Origin of the sequence: Exiguobacterium sp. AB2 (assembly GCF_000696055.1) — a bacterium.
Taxonomy (GTDB): domain Bacteria; phylum Bacillota; class Bacilli; order Exiguobacteriales; family Exiguobacteriaceae; genus Exiguobacterium; species Exiguobacterium alkaliphilum.
Window position 1 is genome coordinate 1 of record NZ_JNAA01000070.1, and the last position, 15,701, is coordinate 15,701.

18 protein-coding genes and 1 riboswitch are annotated in these 15,701 nt (G+C 53.5%); of the genes, 13 read left to right on the forward strand and 5 right to left on the reverse strand.

Going from position 1 to position 15,701, the window contains the following annotated elements; all coding sequences use genetic code 11:
- Positions 1-128: 128 nt before the first annotated feature.
- The 7 genes from DI14_RS09875 (at position 129) to DI14_RS09905 (ending at position 6,582) form a co-directional block, all read left to right on the forward strand.
- Complete coding sequence (locus DI14_RS09875) at positions 129-1,061, forward strand: NAD(P)/FAD-dependent oxidoreductase (protein ID WP_235193440.1); 933 nt, start codon at positions 129-131, stop codon at positions 1,059-1,061.
- 72 nt (positions 1,062-1,133) lie between these two features.
- Positions 1,134-1,607: a YfbM family protein gene (locus tag DI14_RS15075; protein WP_051622678.1), complete on the forward strand. Its 474-nt coding sequence runs from the start codon at positions 1,134-1,136 to the stop codon at positions 1,605-1,607.
- Complete coding sequence (locus DI14_RS09885; protein WP_029334061.1) at positions 1,595-2,098, forward strand: GNAT family N-acetyltransferase; 504 nt, start codon at positions 1,595-1,597, stop codon at positions 2,096-2,098. The genes DI14_RS15075 and DI14_RS09885 overlap by 13 nt, the downstream gene beginning before the upstream one ends.
- 85 nt (positions 2,099-2,183) lie before the next feature.
- On the forward strand, positions 2,184-2,627 hold the full coding sequence (locus DI14_RS09890; RefSeq protein ID WP_034808089.1) for a MarR family winged helix-turn-helix transcriptional regulator: 444 nt from the start codon (positions 2,184-2,186) through the stop codon (positions 2,625-2,627).
- Positions 2,628-2,630: 3 nt separating this feature from the next.
- Entirely contained in the window at positions 2,631-5,288 is a 2,658-nt protein-coding gene (locus DI14_RS09895; RefSeq protein ID WP_034808091.1) for an MMPL family transporter, read from the forward strand.
- 110 nt (positions 5,289-5,398) lie between these two features.
- Positions 5,399-5,683, forward strand: a complete 285-nt coding sequence (locus DI14_RS09900) for a putative quinol monooxygenase (protein WP_034808093.1) — start codon at positions 5,399-5,401, stop codon at positions 5,681-5,683.
- A 14-nt stretch (positions 5,684-5,697) separates the two neighbouring features.
- Positions 5,698-6,582 (forward strand): VOC family protein, encoded by an 885-nt coding sequence (locus DI14_RS09905; RefSeq protein ID WP_034808095.1) that lies wholly within the window; start codon positions 5,698-5,700, stop codon positions 6,580-6,582.
- A 16-nt stretch (positions 6,583-6,598) separates the two neighbouring features.
- Here the strand turns inward: DI14_RS09905 and DI14_RS09910 are convergent, their stop codons facing one another.
- Both DI14_RS09910 and DI14_RS09915 read right to left on the reverse strand, forming a co-directional pair.
- Positions 6,599-8,416 carry an LTA synthase family protein gene (locus tag DI14_RS09910; protein WP_034808096.1) on the reverse strand — a complete coding sequence of 606 codons (1,818 nt, stop codon included), beginning with the start codon at positions 8,414-8,416 and terminating at the stop codon, positions 6,599-6,601.
- Between the two features lie 91 nt (positions 8,417-8,507).
- Positions 8,508-8,906, reverse strand: a complete 399-nt coding sequence (locus tag DI14_RS09915; RefSeq protein ID WP_034808097.1) for a VOC family protein — start codon at positions 8,904-8,906, stop codon at positions 8,508-8,510.
- A 92-nt stretch (positions 8,907-8,998) separates the two neighbouring features.
- Here DI14_RS09915 and DI14_RS09920 point away from each other — a divergent pair, with 92 nt between their 5' ends.
- Positions 8,999-9,478 (forward strand): GNAT family N-acetyltransferase, encoded by a 480-nt coding sequence (locus tag DI14_RS09920; protein ID WP_051622679.1) that lies wholly within the window; start codon positions 8,999-9,001, stop codon positions 9,476-9,478.
- Here DI14_RS09920 and DI14_RS09925 read toward each other — a convergent pair.
- The 3 genes from DI14_RS09925 to DI14_RS09935 all read right to left on the reverse strand — a co-directional run bounded on the left by DI14_RS09925 (position 9,473) and on the right by DI14_RS09935 (position 11,251).
- Positions 9,473-9,736, reverse strand: coding sequence for a hypothetical protein (locus DI14_RS09925; protein ID WP_034808098.1), 264 nt, complete (start codon positions 9,734-9,736; stop codon positions 9,473-9,475). The genes DI14_RS09920 and DI14_RS09925 overlap by 6 nt on opposite strands.
- A 76-nt stretch (positions 9,737-9,812) precedes the next feature.
- Positions 9,813-10,298: an energy coupling factor transporter S component ThiW gene (thiW, locus tag DI14_RS09930; protein ID WP_034808099.1), complete on the reverse strand. Its 486-nt coding sequence runs from the start codon at positions 10,296-10,298 to the stop codon at positions 9,813-9,815.
- Positions 10,299-10,360: 62 nt separating this feature from the next.
- A riboswitch (TPP riboswitch) is annotated at positions 10,361-10,459 on the reverse strand.
- Positions 10,460-10,504: 45 nt separating this feature from the next.
- On the reverse strand, positions 10,505-11,251 hold the full coding sequence (locus DI14_RS09935) for a hypothetical protein (RefSeq protein ID WP_034808100.1): 747 nt from the start codon (positions 11,249-11,251) through the stop codon (positions 10,505-10,507).
- 209 nt (positions 11,252-11,460) lie between these two features.
- Here DI14_RS09935 and DI14_RS09940 point away from each other — a divergent pair, with 209 nt between their 5' ends.
- The 5 genes from DI14_RS09940 (at position 11,461) to DI14_RS09960 (ending at position 15,681) form a co-directional block, all read left to right on the forward strand.
- On the forward strand, positions 11,461-12,000 hold the full coding sequence (locus tag DI14_RS09940; protein ID WP_034808101.1) for a DUF402 domain-containing protein: 540 nt from the start codon (positions 11,461-11,463) through the stop codon (positions 11,998-12,000).
- Positions 12,001-12,050: 50 nt separating this feature from the next.
- Positions 12,051-13,181, forward strand: coding sequence for a chloramphenicol acetyltransferase CAT (locus DI14_RS09945; RefSeq protein WP_034808104.1), 1,131 nt, complete (start codon positions 12,051-12,053; stop codon positions 13,179-13,181).
- Positions 13,182-13,582: 401 nt separating this feature from the next.
- Positions 13,583-14,017 carry a MarR family winged helix-turn-helix transcriptional regulator gene (locus DI14_RS09950; protein ID WP_034808107.1) on the forward strand — a complete coding sequence of 145 codons (435 nt, stop codon included), beginning with the start codon at positions 13,583-13,585 and terminating at the stop codon, positions 14,015-14,017.
- A gap of 36 nt (positions 14,018-14,053) precedes the next feature.
- Positions 14,054-15,046 carry a ring-cleaving dioxygenase gene (locus DI14_RS09955; protein WP_034808109.1) on the forward strand — a complete coding sequence of 331 codons (993 nt, stop codon included), beginning with the start codon at positions 14,054-14,056 and terminating at the stop codon, positions 15,044-15,046.
- Positions 15,043-15,681, forward strand: coding sequence for an NADPH-dependent FMN reductase (locus tag DI14_RS09960; RefSeq protein WP_034808111.1), 639 nt, complete (start codon positions 15,043-15,045; stop codon positions 15,679-15,681). Before DI14_RS09955 ends, DI14_RS09960 begins: the two co-directional genes overlap by 4 nt.
- Positions 15,682-15,701 lie beyond the last annotated feature (20 nt).

The following is a 15,701-nucleotide window of genomic DNA, read 5'->3' on the forward strand; positions in this document are numbered from 1 at the left end:
GTCAGCCGCTTCGCCGTCATGTATGAAGACGCGCGCCGCGAGTATGACGCGCAGTGGAAAAGCATACGTGAGCCCGACGTAGCTGCCGCTCACGTGATACAATCTTCGTGACAGAAGGGGGAATGGACATGAACATCGGCATTATCGGAGCGGGATTGAGCGGGATTGTCGCAGCACGCGACCTCACCCGCCACGGTCATACAGTGGAACTGATTGAAAAGAGCCGGAGTGTCGGGGGACGTTTGGCGACAAGACGAATCGGGGAAGGGAAAGCCGATCACGGGGCGGTCTATTTCACCGTACGCGGGGAAGAACTCAAACAAGATGTCGCTGACTGGCAGATGAAAGGTTGGGTGAACGTCTGGTACGCCGATCCGTATCCACGCTACGTCGCCGCCGGTGGGATGAACGCCTTGGCCAAACGGTTGGCCGAAGGGTTGACGTTCCATTTGAACGAGCGGGCCGAGACGGTCACGACAGGAGCTGGTCAGGTCCACGTCCGGACGGATGTGACAGCGCGGCAATACGACCGTCTAATCATCACGTCGCCGCTCCCGCAGACGCTCGACTTGCTCGCGGATTTTCCGGTCGATGCGGCGTTACGTGGATTGACTTACGCCCCGACGTTCGTCGGATTGTTCGAATTCGAGAGCGGTGTCACCATCGGTCCGGACGGAATTCTCGATACGGATTTGGCGCCGGGGATGCTGAAAATCGTCAACAACCGCCAAAAAGGCGTCTCGGCGACCGAACTCGTCAGCGTCTATATGGACGAGTCTTGGAGCGAGGAATGGTATGAGCGGCCGGACGAAGACACGCTTTGTGAGATTGAGCGCTTGTTGCAAACGGTGACGGGATCGGCCGTGATTCAATCGAGCCAGTTGAAGCGGTGGCGCTATGCGCAGGCGACCGACGTCTGGAACGAGTCGTTCCATAAACTTGAGCATTACCCAATCTATTTGGCCGGTGACGTCTTTTTAGAAGCGAACGACGCCTCGGGCCGGACACGGTTCGAGAGCGCGTACGTCTCTGGAATCCGCGTTGCGGAGGCGATGTGTTAAACCTTCTTCGGAAGGTTTTTTTCATGTCTATGCCGAATAGTCAGACATACGAATTGGAGAGGGGAATCAGACATGGGGATGGTTGGCGCATACATGCGTGTATCGGCCGAAGAGTTGACAGGGCTGCTTCACGAACCGGATGGCTTCGAGGAGCTCGTAGAGGACGAGGATCGGCAGAGCGATATCGATAAGGCGTGGCACGGGCTTTATTTCTTGTTGACCGGGGAGACGGACTTGGACGACATTGACCGCCATTCGCTCGGGAAAGTGGTGTTTGGAGGCGACGTCTTGGACGAAGAGGCGGGAATCGCTTATTTGACGCCGGAAGAAGTGGCGGACTTGTCCGCACGGCTTCAGTACATCAAACTCGATGCGCTTGAAGCGCGCTATGACGTTACGACGATGAACGAGCAGCAACTGTATCCGTTTGAGAGCGAATGGGGGCTGGAAGAGAAACAGTATTTATTCGAACAGTTCGATGAGTTGAAGCGTGTCTTCAAACAAGCGGCTGACGAGAACGGGGCGCTCGTCACATGGATCGGCTGAGCGTAAAGCCGTTATGCCGCCAGAACGAAGCCTGCTTGTACGCGTTCGAGTGTGAAAACCGTGCGTATTTTGAGCGTTCGGTCCCGAGCCGAGGCAACGCCTACTATGAGCCGGAGTCGTTTCGTCAGTCACTCGAGCGCCTTTTGGCCGAACAGGCGAACGGTGAGGGCTATTATTACTTGATTTGGAAGGATGACACAATCGTCGGACGCCTGAACGTTCATCACACTGATGCTGAGACCGGGGAAGTCGGCTATCGAATCGGGGCGGCTTATGTGGGACGCGGGTATGCCACGGAGGCTTTACGGCAATGGCTGACGTTTAAGTTACCACGGTTCAGGCGCTTCATTGCCGAGACGACGAACGACAATGTGGCCTCTCAGCACGTGTTAAGACGTGTCGGATTCATCCGTGAGGGCGCGGAAAAACAGATTGAATGGTCAGGACAACTGCTCACGTTCTATACATACGTATATACACTCGACCGATGAGCAACGACTGCATCGGTCGTTTTTATTGACTACTGTTAGTTTAGGGCATAAACTAGATGAATATAGTTTAGGGGGTAAACCAAAGATGAAAGAATTGATGCGGGAAGCCGTTCAATTATTTGAAGAAGTCATGTTTCAAGGTGCCGAACACGTCATCGATGCGATGGAAGGCGACGTCTGGCGCGAATATTCACGCGAACAGCTGCAGTTGTTGAAGTTGCTCGAACAATTCGGGCCGATTCAAGCCGGACAGTTGGCAGAGAAGCAAGGGGTGCATAAAAGCGCCGTTTCGAACCGCTTAAAAAAACTCGTCGACAAAGATCTTGTCGTCAGTCGACGCGGTCAAGACCAACGCGAGCGGTTGATTGAATTGACGGAGGCCGGTCGTCATATCGTCGAAGCGGCCGATGCGGCCGTGTACCGTTACGTCGAATCGTTACTCGACGGAAAGATTGACGAGGCAGAAATCGAACAGTTCGTCCGGACGTTCCGGAAAATCAAACAGCTGCTTCGGATTGGGGAGGAATAAGCATTGCGTAAAATCATTCAATGGCGGTGGGGGATCTTGATCGGTCTCATCGTCTTAACAGCCGGCTTGTTCATCGCGGCACCTAACTTAACAAAGCAGGCCGAACAGGCCGGAAGCTTCCAACTCGCTGAAGACATGGACTCGCAACGGGCCCAAGACATCTTGACCGCTGCCGGGAAGAGTGACAAAACGATTTCACTCGTCTACGAGTTCGATTCGCTCGGCGAGGCCGAACGGGCTGATATTTCCCGGGTCATCCGTGAAATCGAAACGCGCGACGATGTCGTCAAGGACGTCCTCGACCCGTTCGAGAATGAAGAGACCGAAGCACAGCTCGTTTCAGAAGATGCGCGTATCGTGCTCGTCCCAATCACGGTCGAAGGTTCGAGCGAGGCCATCAACGCCTTCTCGGACGATGTACGGGCGAACGTCTTACCTGAAGACGAAACGGTGTACATCACTGGAGAAGAGATTATCAATAACGATGTAAACTTGAGTGCGCAGGAAGGCTTGAAGAAAACGGAAATCATCACCGTCGTCTTGATTTTCAGCTTGCTCCTCCTCGTCTTCCGATCGATTGTGACACCGTTCATCCCGCTCATCGCGGTCGGTTTTACGTATCTTCTCAGTCAATCGTTCGTCGCCTTCTTCGTCGATTGGTTCGGCTTCCCCGTCTCGAACTACACGCAGATTTTCCTCGTGGCGATTCTGTTCGGGATCGGGACAGACTATTGTATTTTGCTTCTCAGTCGATATAAGGAAGAACTCGGCGCCGGTCACACGATCGAAGACGCGATCGTCAACACGTATAAGACGGCCGGTCGAACGGTTCTCATTAGCGGGCTCGCCGTGTTCGTCGGTTTCGCCTCGATCGGTTTTGCCGATTTCCCGATCTTTAAATCGGCCGTCGCGGTCGCCGTCGGGATTGCGGTCTTACTCCTTATTTTGTTCACCGTCGTCCCGTTCTTTATGGCAACGCTCAAACATCGCTTGTTTTGGCCATCAAAGAAAGCGGGCGAACATCACGACAGTCGTCTTTGGGCCACCTTTAGTCGGCTATCGGTCAACCGTCCGTTCATCTCGATTCTCGTCGTCGCGGCAATCACCGTGCCCGTCTTGTTCACGTACGATGACGCTCGGTCATTCAATACAGTCGATGAGATTGGAGATGACTATGACTCGGTCAAAGGGCTCAATTTAATTTCAGAAGGGTTTGGAAAAGGCGAGTCACTTCCGGTTCAAGTCATTTTGAAACAAGCTGACGCGCTCTCTGAAGCGGAAATCCCATACATCGAGAAGTTCTCGAGTGAACTTGAAAAAATCGATGGAGTGAGCGGCGTCCGTTCGGTGACGCGTCCGACCGGTGACGTCATCGATGACTTCTACGTCGATACCCAGCTTGAACAAGTAAGTGAAGGACTGGCGGAAGCGGAGACTGGTCTCGGTGACGTCCAAGATGGCCTCGCACAAGTACAAACCGGTATAGACGCCGTCGTCGCTCAGCTGCCAGCTGGAGCCTCGAACGCGGGGGCGCCACTCGCGGAGGCAGCGGCAGGGCTGGGTCAATTGAACGCACAGCTCGGTCTTATCGGACAAGGCTTGACGGTCACACAAAACATTCCAGCGACGGTAGCTGGTCTCGGCCAAGTGTCTGTCGGGCTCGGACAAATCGAGGCCGGGATTAATGAGGCCGCCTCGGCCTTAACGGCACAAGGTGCGCAAGCTGGGGAACTTGGGACCGGACTGTCTCAGCTCGCCACCGGAGTCGGTGAAGCCAACGCTGGCTTGTCCCAAATTGAAGCGGGATTAGGGGAGGCCGTGTCTTTCTTATCGGCACTTAGTGAGGCGGATAGTTTACGCGACACGGGCGTCTATTTACCGGAAGGGACATTGACGTCAGATGCGTTCGCACCGGCGGTCGACCGTTACGTGTTCGATGACGGGACCGCGACGCAACTCGAGGTCGTACTCGACATGGATCCGTACTCACCAGAAGCAATCGACACGGTCGAAACGGTGAAAGCGACGATGGACCGTGTCGTGACGGATACCCCGTTTGAAGCGGCTACGATTGGCTATGCCGGCATTTCAAGCATCAACAGTGACTTGAACACGACATCGACGAACGACTTCAATCGCACAGTCGTGATCATGCTCGTGACACTCTTTGTCGTCATGGCGATGCTCTTCCGTTCCATGATCATGCCGCTTTATATGATTGGGTCTCTGTTATTGACGTACTACACGTCAGCGGCCATCACGGAGCTCATCTTCGTGGAAGGACTCGGTTACGACGGGATCAGTTGGGCCGTTCCGTTCTTCGGATTCGTCATGTTGATCGCACTTGGCATCGACTATTCGATTTTCCTCCTCGACCGGTTCCGCGAAGAATCGTTGAATGGCATGACAGTACGTGACGCACTCGTCCACTCGATGACGAAGATGGGGACGGTGATCATGACCGCCGCCGTCATCCTCGCGGGCACGTTCGGGGCGATGATCCCGTCAGGTGTGCTCAGTCTTGTCCAAATCGCGACAATCGTCATCACCGGGCTGTTGCTATACGGGTTGATCGTGTTGCCGTTACTCATCCCGGCCATCACCGTCTCATTCGGTGACGGGGTGTGGTGGCCGTTCAAACCTAAAAAGAAAGACGAGTGAACCGAGCGGACATCTCACGTGTGAGGTGTCCGCTTTAGCGTATACATTCAGCGCGATTCGGGAACGTGGTATAAGATGAGATTGCATTTCATAATGAGGAGGAAACAGCTATGGAAATCACAATCACCGCGATATTAAAGGCACATCCAGGGAAAGAAGAAGCGTTACGGCAAGTGCTCGATGAGGTCATCCCGCCGTCGAGACAAGAAGAAGGATGTTTAACGTATGTGCTCCATGAGTCAATCGATGAACCAGGCACGTTCGTGTTCTATGAGACGTATCGGGACGAGGCGGCACTCGACGCACATATCAACTCCGACCATTATCAAGCGTACCGAAAACAAGCTGAGACGCTGCTCGCCGTCCGTGATGTGTATCGACTTCGTGAAATCTGAAAGGAGAACATCTAATGATTACGCAACCGATTATCCCGTGCATTTGGTTTGAAGGTGACGTCGAGGCGATTGCGGAGTGGTATGTGTCGAAGTTCCCGGATTCATTCGTCGACTATACGACGAAACTGACGGATACACCTTCCGGGGAGACGACGGTTGTGACCGTCTCGCTGGCGGGACAGTTCTTTCAACTGCTCGGGGCGGGTCCGTTGAAGGAACGCAACCCGTCCATCTCGTACATGGTCACGTTCCCGACGTCGGAAGAAGTCGAGACGCTGTGGAACGAGCTTATGGAGGGGGCAGAGGTGCTCATGCCGCTCGACACGTATGACTTCAGCGAGCGCTACGGCTGGTTGAAAGACAAGTACGGTGTCTCCTGGCAAATCATGCATAGTGGCGGGATGGACATCCAGACCGTGACCCCGTGCTTTTTGTTCGTCGGGGACGTCTTCGGCCGCGCTGAGGTGGGCATGAACGACTGGATTTCCATCTTCCCAGATTCGTACGTGCTCGAAGACCATCTGATTCGTTACGAGGCGACGGACGGTCCCGAGTTGGAAGGGAAGCTCAATTACGCCCGCTTCGTCTTGTCCGGACGCGAGTTCGTCGCCATGGATAGCGCGGAGGACCATCAGTTCGCGTTCAATGAGATGCAGTCGCTGATCGCGTTTTGTGAGACGCAAGCCGAGATTGACGAGTACTGGGCCAAACTGTCGGCCGTCCCGGAAGCGGAACAGTGCGGCTGGCTCCAAGACCGGTATGGTGTCTCCTGGCAAATCGTGCCGTGGGAGATGGAAGAGATGTTGATGACCGGAACAAAGGAGCAGTTGGCGCGCGTGACCGAGGCGTTCTTGCCGATGAAAAAGATCGATGTGGCGACGCTCCGGAAAGTCTACTAAAAACAAGCCGTCCCGATTAGTCCGGGGCGGCTTGTTTGTCGGTTTGTGTAAGGGCGGATAAGGCGTCTTTTTCGACGATGATGTCGGAAAGGCGTAACTGGTCGGCCGCTTCGTCAATATACGGCGCGCAGGCGTCGAACGGGAGCGGGTCTCCTGAATCGATTGCATAACACGTGCCGGCCCCGAACGGCTTCGTCAAATCCGGGTCGAAGTAGACATCGTCGTAACGGAACGAGCCGTTTCGGAACACGGTCAAGTTGGGCTCGTCATCGAGAAGCGAACTTCCGAGCATATAGCCGGGCGTCATCCCGAGCAACTCGAGGATGGTCGGGGCGAAGTCGAGTTGACCGCCGCTCGCTTGCATCACCTCGCCATGCGCGAGCCCGGCTGGTTTGATATAGAGCGGTACTGCCCGGTCGAGCGTAAAGACCTCGGTGACGGATATGGCCCCTTCTTTCTCGGCCATCTCGTCGCCGGGGGCGGTCAACCCGTTGTCGTGGTCGCCGTAAAACACAACGAGCGTGTCCTCCCACATGCCGTTCGCCTTCAACGCGTCGACCATCGACCCGACGGCCGTATCGACATAGTGGACGGTGTGATAATAGTTTTGGAGGAGCGGGTCGTCATAGCCGGACAAGTCGAGCCGTTTCTCGCGGTCCGGGATGTCATACGGCGTATGGCTCGTCAAGGCGACGACGAACGAATAGAATGGCTGCTCGAGCGTCTCCATGAAACGGACGGACTCGGTCAAGAAGTCTTGGTCGTTGAGCGCCATGCCGATCACTTCACCGTCTGGGTAATCCTCTGCGGAGAAGAAGTGATTGAAACCGATGTTGTCGTAAAAGTTGTCCCGATTCCAGAACGTCTTATCAAACGCATGCATCGCCGCCGTGTCGTAACCGGCCGCTTTCAATCGTTTAGGCAAGGCGTCGAACGTGTGGTCGGCGTACTGGGTGTAGACAGATCCCGACTTGACCGGGTAGAGCGACGTGTTGACGGTGAACTCCGCATCCGATGTCCGGCCCTCATGTGTCTGCTGATAGACGTTCGGGAAATAAAGCATCTCGTCGCGGAGCGCGTTCAAACTCGGTGTCACGTCTTGACCGTTGATGACTTGGCCAATCACGGACGCCTGAAACGACTCGAGTTGGACGACGATGACGTTCGTATCGGACGAGGCGCTCACGGTCGCGGGAGACAAGGCGGCGACGTTGGATTGGTCGACGTCAGTCAACGACTTCCCGAGTCCGGCTCCGTCACGGATGCCACGCGCCGCGTCTAAGCCGTGATAACCCCAAAATCCGTATTTATAGTACTCACGCATGTTCGAGATGGTCGTCCGGTCGTCCGGTGGATAATTGACGTAAAGTGGGACGCTATACAGCACGACTCCGGCCAAAAAGCCGATCCCGGCCATCCGCAGCCCTCTCGTCTCACGAATCGGGTGACGCTTTTGATACATCACGAGTGCCCCGAAAACGAGTAAGTCGGCGAAAATGAGGAAATCGGTCGCCTGAATCAACGTCAAGAACCCACCGCCGACGTCACCCATCTGGCCGGCATCTGACAAGAGCGCGACCGACAAGACGTTTCCGAAATAGCGGTAATACCAAGCGTCCGAGATGAGCAGGGTGCTATGTAAAAATAGCGAGGCAAGGAGGATCCATCTGCGAACGTTCGGTCGAACGAGTAACGCCCAGCTCGTCATCATGAGAATCAGACCGACGTTAACGAGAAAGAAGTGAAATGTGAATGCACTCGTCGTCAGCGCGCTAAATAAATAAAGCTTCAGGAGCGAGAGAAGCAAGTAGGTCCAATAATCGAGATATTTCATAAAGCGCCTCCAAAAACCAAGTTGGTTAAGTGTTCCTGTTTTCAAGTGGGCAAAAACATCGAGGTGTACAAAAAAAGCGAGGCGGAAAGCCTCACTTGATTAAAAACGTGTCCCGAAGTTCAATGATGGTGCCTTCCGGAGCTTTTAATTTACTTAGATAGCCGTCGACGACGAAATAGATGTTGCCGCCCTGTTTCGGTAAGAACGGCACCCCGAGCGCTTCGAGCCGTCTCACTTCTGCTTCGAGGTCGTCTACGTACAAAGCAAAATGGACGGGACCGGCCACATGTTTCGAATAAGCGGTTAACGTCTCGTCTTGCTTTGCCGTCTGGAGTTCGATATAAAAATCGCCGAGCTTGAACCAGCTGTTAAACGCCCGTGTGTGAAAGTCAGACGATTCCTGAACGAGTTCGAAGCCGAGCGCTTCGTAAAATTGTTTCGACGCTTCATAGTCGGGCGTTTGGATACAGAGATGGTGAATTTGTTTCATCGTATCCCTCCTTTCTTTTAGTTTAGCGAATCGCTATAGATAACGGAACTTTTCTTGGGTAAGGGGCGTATAGGACACGGGGAGGTGAAAGGATGGATACCGATGTGTTGACGATTCAACCGATTGATGACACGAACCGGGAAGCCGTCATCGGCTTAACGGTTGCTACGGACCAGTCTCGCTTCATCGAAACGAATGCGGAATCACTCCGCGAGATGGAAGTCGACGTCAAATACGCCTGGACGTGCTACGCGCTTTGCCTTGACGAACGACCAGTCGGCTTCATCATGATTGGCGCGGAGAATAACATCGATCGCTACGTTTGGCTTGACCGTTTTATGATAGACGCGCGTGAACAGGGAAAGGGGCTCGGAGCTCGCTTTCTACAGTTGGCGCTCATCTTCATTCAAGACCGATTCGACGTGGATGACATCGTCCTCAGTTTACACGCGGCAAATGAACCGGCGAAGCGGTTTTATCAGCGAGGTGGATTCGTCGATAGCGGCCGCATCGACGAATGGAACGGAGAAGCGATTTGGGTGTATCACGTCAAACAGGGACAACCGTTATGAGGCGGTCGTCCCTGTTTTCGTTGTGGTCGCTTTAACCGAATTCCCGGCCATGAAAAAACAAAGGATGGCGATGAAGCCAAAGAGCGGAATGAACCCATTTTGCGTCAACAGATCCATGACGGTCGGTTCCTCTGGCCAGACGCCTGTCGCGACCAAGGCGTGCCAACGCGTATACGCTGCGATGCGCTCCAATGTAAATAAAAGGGCGGTGATCACAAGAGCGGTCGCTCCAATCATCGCGAATTGTAATCGAGTCAAGGTAGTTACTCCTTCTAAACGAGATAACCTTATTTTACCATTTGTTCGGATAAAAGGCAGAGGCCAAATGACTCAATTATTGTTTGAGAGCAGGACGCAATTGCTTAACGCGAGCGAGCACAATCCAGCCGAGTAAGGCGCCGGTCACACTCGAAGCGAGAAAGGCCGGGAAAAAGAAGAACGCGCCGAACTCAGACCCCATCAAGATTTTCGCGTAAGGCACGGCGATGAGTGAGGCGATGACCCCTGTGCCGATCACTTCACCGATTGCGGCGAAGGCGACGCGGTTCGTCTTCATATAGAAGATTCCGGCGAGAAGTGCACCAATCATGCCGCCAGGAAACGCGAGTAGGGAGCCGGTACCGGTCATGACCCGTACGAGTCCGGTCACAAAGGCGACGAGGACGGCACCGAGCGGGCCGACGGTAACAGCCGCGATGACGTTCACCATATGTTGGATCGGGAAAGCCCGGGCGACTCCGGTCGGAATCGAGATGAACAGTGAGCCGATAATCGCGATGGCGACGAGCATGGCCATCCAAGTGAGTTGTTGAATACGCATAAATGAGTCTCCTTTCAAAATGAAAACGCCACTTCTCCAAAAGGAAAAGTGGCGTGGAACAGACGAATCCCATGCCACTTCCCTACGCTGGTATGAGCCAGATCAGGTTCAAAGGGTCCGGCGTTTGCCGTCTCAGCCCGAAGGCTCCCCTAGTGGTCGTTTATTCGTTTAAGTATAACATAGTGTCATCATAAGCGTTCGATGATTCATTCGTTCTTCTCGAGCAGATGTTTGTAATCCGTTTCGTTCCAGAACAGTGGCGCGATGGACTCGGGCCCTTTAAAGATTTCTCCGTCTCGGTCGTAGACGATGGCATACCCGCTCTCGACCTCAAATACAATCAAATCCGCGGTCACTTCGGTCACGCCGTCCCCGGCGATGATGACATCCTCAAGCGGCTCGCGGGCGATTGATACGCCCCATTCGTCGAGCTCGACGATGAGCGCGGACGTATAGGCGTGACGATCGTAAATCGATTGAAACGCATCTTGCGTCAACGTGACGTCTTCCGGTGGGGCGCTCGTCCCATATTTCCGTTTCTCGATTTCCTCGACGAACTGTAAGAACGACGTTTCTTGCCAAAAGAGCGGCGCATTCGCTTCCGTCCCGTTCGCAATCCACCCGTCCTCGTCTTCATACACCGTGGCGTACGTTCCATCGTCGAGTTGGAACGGATAGACGTCTGCATAAGTGTGGTGGATGCCGTTACCAGTAATGACGACCCGTTCGAACGTCTCACGATATGGCGTGAGTCCGTTCGCCTCGAGGGTTTCAAGTAATTTTTCGGCGACTTCGTGTTGGTCGAAGACGTCCTTGAAGTCCTCCCGTGTCCATTCGCTCATGATTTCTGGCCCAGGTTCGTTCGAATCCGCTGGAATGACCGGCTTTTCGATTGGATCGGTACAGCCTGCGAGTAACAGTAGGCCCAACCCGAATATAAATAAACGTGTCATGCTGCTCACCCTTTAACCATACAAATTTTACCTATTATGAAGAAGCGTAGCATGGATGGAAACGGATGAGAACCTATACACGTTTTCGTTGGGGGTGTAGTAAGGCGTGAGGCGGTCAGGTTCACTGAACAGAATCTGTACGACTGAACAGGGAACTGTCGGATTTTGGCGAACTGTTAAAGCAAACGAGCGATGAAGGAGCGAGTATGATGCCAAAACGAAAATTTGCCAACCGACGTGACTGGGAACGGATTCTTGAACACCGCTATGCCCAGATGGACGTCCATGACGAGCATTTCTCAGGGACGGTCGCCCTATTTCAAATCGATGCAGTCCGGGCCCCACAGTATAAACAACATAACGGAGAGGAATTCATCGTGGCCGATGCGGGTTATGCATGGCTTCAATATTTCCCGGACAACGAACCGTTCGGGGTGACGGTCATGTTTGATGACGCAGGCCATATCGTGCAATGGTACATTGATATCGTCCAAGCGATTGGCTATGAGGACGGAATTCCCTATATGGACGACTTGTTGCTCGACATTTTAGTCTTCCCGAACGGGGACATCGTCCGAAAAGACGAAGATGAATTCGAGGAGGCGAGGTTGACGGGCGAATTGACACCGGAACTCGTCGTCAGCGGCTGGCGTGATTTCGAACAGACGCTCGACCGCATCGAACGCCGCGACTTCGTCTACTTTGACCTTGCACAAGGGCATTACGAGACGTTAAAGCAAATGCTTTGAACACGCGGCTTCCTTTGATACAGTGAAAGAAAACTGTAGGGGGATCAACTATGAGACAGATTGACATCGATACGTGGCCACGAAAGAAGCACTACGAGTTTTTCAAGGCGTTCGCCGCCCCGCACTTTAACGTGACGGCAACGCTCGACGTCACAACATTACATACGCATGCGAAGACGACCGGACAATCGTTTTTCAAGCTGTTTTTGTACGGTGTGGTCAAGACGGCGAACGCGATTCCGGAGTTCCGATACCGCATGCGCGGAGAGACCGTCGTCGAGCATAACGTCGTCCATCCGTCATTCACCGTCATGATGGACGAGGATGTGTTCAACTTTTGTACCGTCTCGTTTAAAGAGTCATTCCCAGCGTTTATGGAGACCGTTGCGACGCGAATGGAAGAGGCGAAGCAAAACGTCTACGTCGGAGACGAAGAGTCGGATGACTTGCTGTTTATCACAAGTGTGCCATGGGTGTCGTTCACAAGTATCAGTCATCCCATCAACGATGAACAGCACGATAGCGTCCCACGCATCGCTTGGGGAAAATTTACGACAACGGGAGACCGGATGATGATCCCACTCTCCGTCCAAGCCCACCATGCGCTCGTCGACGGGGTGCACGTCGGCCGGTTTTATGAGGAACTTCAGACGTGGCTCGATGATTTGAGCGATTTACAAGTACCGGTCCGCGTCGAGGAGAAAGGACTCGACGAAGCGATTCGTCTCCGCGAGAATGGCGAGCTCGAACGAGCCAAACAGTTGCTCCTCATGTTGCTCCGCCAAGACGAGAAGAATCCTCGCCTGCACGCGCACTGTGCGTGGTGCTACGACGCGCTCGGGGAAGAGCGACAAGCCGTCCCGCATTATGAACGAGCGATTCGGCTCGGCCTCGCCGGAGACGAACTACGGGAGACATACATTGGGCTCGGCAGCACGTACCGGGCGCTCGGCCGCTACGAGGATGCCGAAGAGTTGTTCACGAAAGCGATTGAACAGTTTCCGGACATCGGGGCGCTCAAAGCGTTCCAAGCGATGACCCGTTACAACCTCGGACGTCACAGTGAAGCGACCGGCACGTTGCTCGAACTGCTCGCAAACCCGAATCCGGATGACAGCATCAAACGGTATCGTCGCGCCATCGCGTTTTACGCGCGTAACTTGGACGAGACGTATGACTAAGGAGAACCGAATGATCACACTGCAACCAATCACAGAACAAAACTGCTATACGTGTTGTCAGCTCACGTTGAGTGACGCGTAACAGACGTACATGGAACCGAACGCGATTTCCTTGCTATAACCGACGGGGGACGACTCGGCACCGAACCGATCGTCGTCGGCTATCATCCTGATAACATGGGCGTGCATCGAGTATATGAACGCTTGGGATTTGTCGATGAAGGCAATCGCTTCGGGCGGGAGATGGCGGTCATTCGCCGTATGTGAACAGATGACATTCCATCATCTGTTTTTTTGCAGGCAAATGGATTGACCGACACTTTTCCTCGTGTTATATTTATCTCGAATTAAAGATAATGAATTTTAAAGTATTGTTTTCTCTCAGCAGAGGAGGGGAACACATGGAACAACGGCAAACGTTAAAAGCCATCACGGTGTTGCTTCGGGCCTCGCAATCGATTCAAGACGTGGTCAAGCACGAAGTCGCCGAGTACGGGCTGAACCCGACCGAATTCTCGGTGCTCGAACTGTTGTATCATAAAGGCGATCAACCGATTCAAACGATCGGCAAAAAAGTGTTATTGACGAGCGGGAGCATGACGTACATCGTCGACCGGCTCGAAGCGAAAGGATACTTGATTCGCAAAGCATGTCCGAGCGACCGGCGCGTTACGTATGCGGCGCTAACTGATGAAGGTGACGCCCTCATGTCGCGCATCTTTCCAGCTCATGAACAACGGATGGAAGATCTGTTCGACGGACTCGATTTAGCAGACACGATTACTCAATTGAAGACGATTGGCAAACGCGCCGAAGCGTCAAAAAATTTTAATTAATTATCTCGAAATCAAGATTTTGAAGGAGCGATTACGATGAATCATGTAAAAGGAATCCACCACGTGACGGCGATTACGAGTAGCGCCGAGAAGAACTATGACTTCTTTACGAACGTCCTTGGAATGCGTCTCGTTAAAAAGACGGTCAACCAAGACGACATCCAGACGTATCACTTATTTTTCGCCGACGATAAGGGGAGTGCCGGAACGGATATGACGTTCTTTGATTTTCCAGGGATCCCAAAAGGCGTGCACGGGACGAACGAAATCGCGAAGACGTCATTCCGCGTCCCGACCGATGAAGCCCTCACGTATTGGGTGCGCCGCTTCGACCGCCTCGGCGTGAAGCATGAAGGCATCACTGAGCAATTCGGTAAAAAGACGCTCGCATTCGTCGACTTTGACGATCAGGCGTACCAACTCATCTCAGATGAGTTCAACAGCGGTGTCGCCTCAGGGGAACCGTGGCAAAACGGACCGGTCCCGCTCGAATACGCGATTACAGGCCTCGGTCCAATCTTTATCCGCATCGCGGACTTTACGTATTTCAAACAAGTGATGGAGCAAGTCATGTTGTTCGAAGAAATCGGACAAGAAGGCGATGCGCATCTCTTTGAAGGGGGTGAGGGTGGAAACGGAGCGCAAGTCGTCGTCCTCCATGACGAGACATCACCAGTCGCGCGCCAAGGGTTCGGAACTGTGCACCACGTTGCTTTCCGTGTCGATGACCGAAGCGTCCTCGATGAGTGGACAGCACGATTACAACAGTTCGGGTTACCGACGTCAGGCTATGTCGACCGCTTCTTCTTCGAATCGTCTTATGCTCGGGTCGCGCCACAAATCCTGTTCGAATGGGCAACGGACGGACCAGGATTCATGGGCGATGAGCCGTATGAGACGGTCGGTGAAAAATTGTCACTCCCGCCGTTCTTAGAACCGAAACGGGAACAGATTGAAGCGATGGTTCGACCGATCGATACGGTCAGAAGTACAAAAACGTTTGAGAAAGAATATGAGGGAATGAAATGAGCTTTTTAAATCGTTTATTTGGTAAACAAGAAGAACCAACCAACTCACAAGGAGGAACTACTATGTTAAACATTGGAATCGTACTCGGATCGACTCGTGAAGGACGCGTTAGTCCGCAAGTCGGAGAATGGGTGAAAGAACTCGCAGACAAACGCGGTGACGCGAACTATGAAATCATCGATATCGCAGACTACAGCTTGCCGCTCCTCGGAGAGCCGGGCGGCGACGCGACAGGTGCTGGCGCTTGGTCTGAAAAAATCGCAGAGATGGACGGTTTCGTTTTCATCGTCCAAGAATACAACCACTCGATCACAGGCGCGCTCAAAAACGCTCTCGATTACTTACGCGACGAATGGCATAACAAAGCAGCCGGAATCGTCTCATACGGTTCGGTCGGCGGCGCGCGTGCGACGGAACATTTACGCGGCGTGTTGAGCGAACTCTTAATCGCCCACGTCCGTGTCCACCCGGCGCTCTCGCTCTTCACAGACTTCGAGAACGGGACGCACTTCGCACCGAAAGACGTCCAAGTTCAATCGGTGAACGATATGCTAGACCAGCTCGTCCCATGGACAGAAGCGATGCAGACGGTCCGCACAAAAGCGGCGGAAGCCACAGAAGCTGCGAACAACTGATGAACCGACCAGCCTTTTCA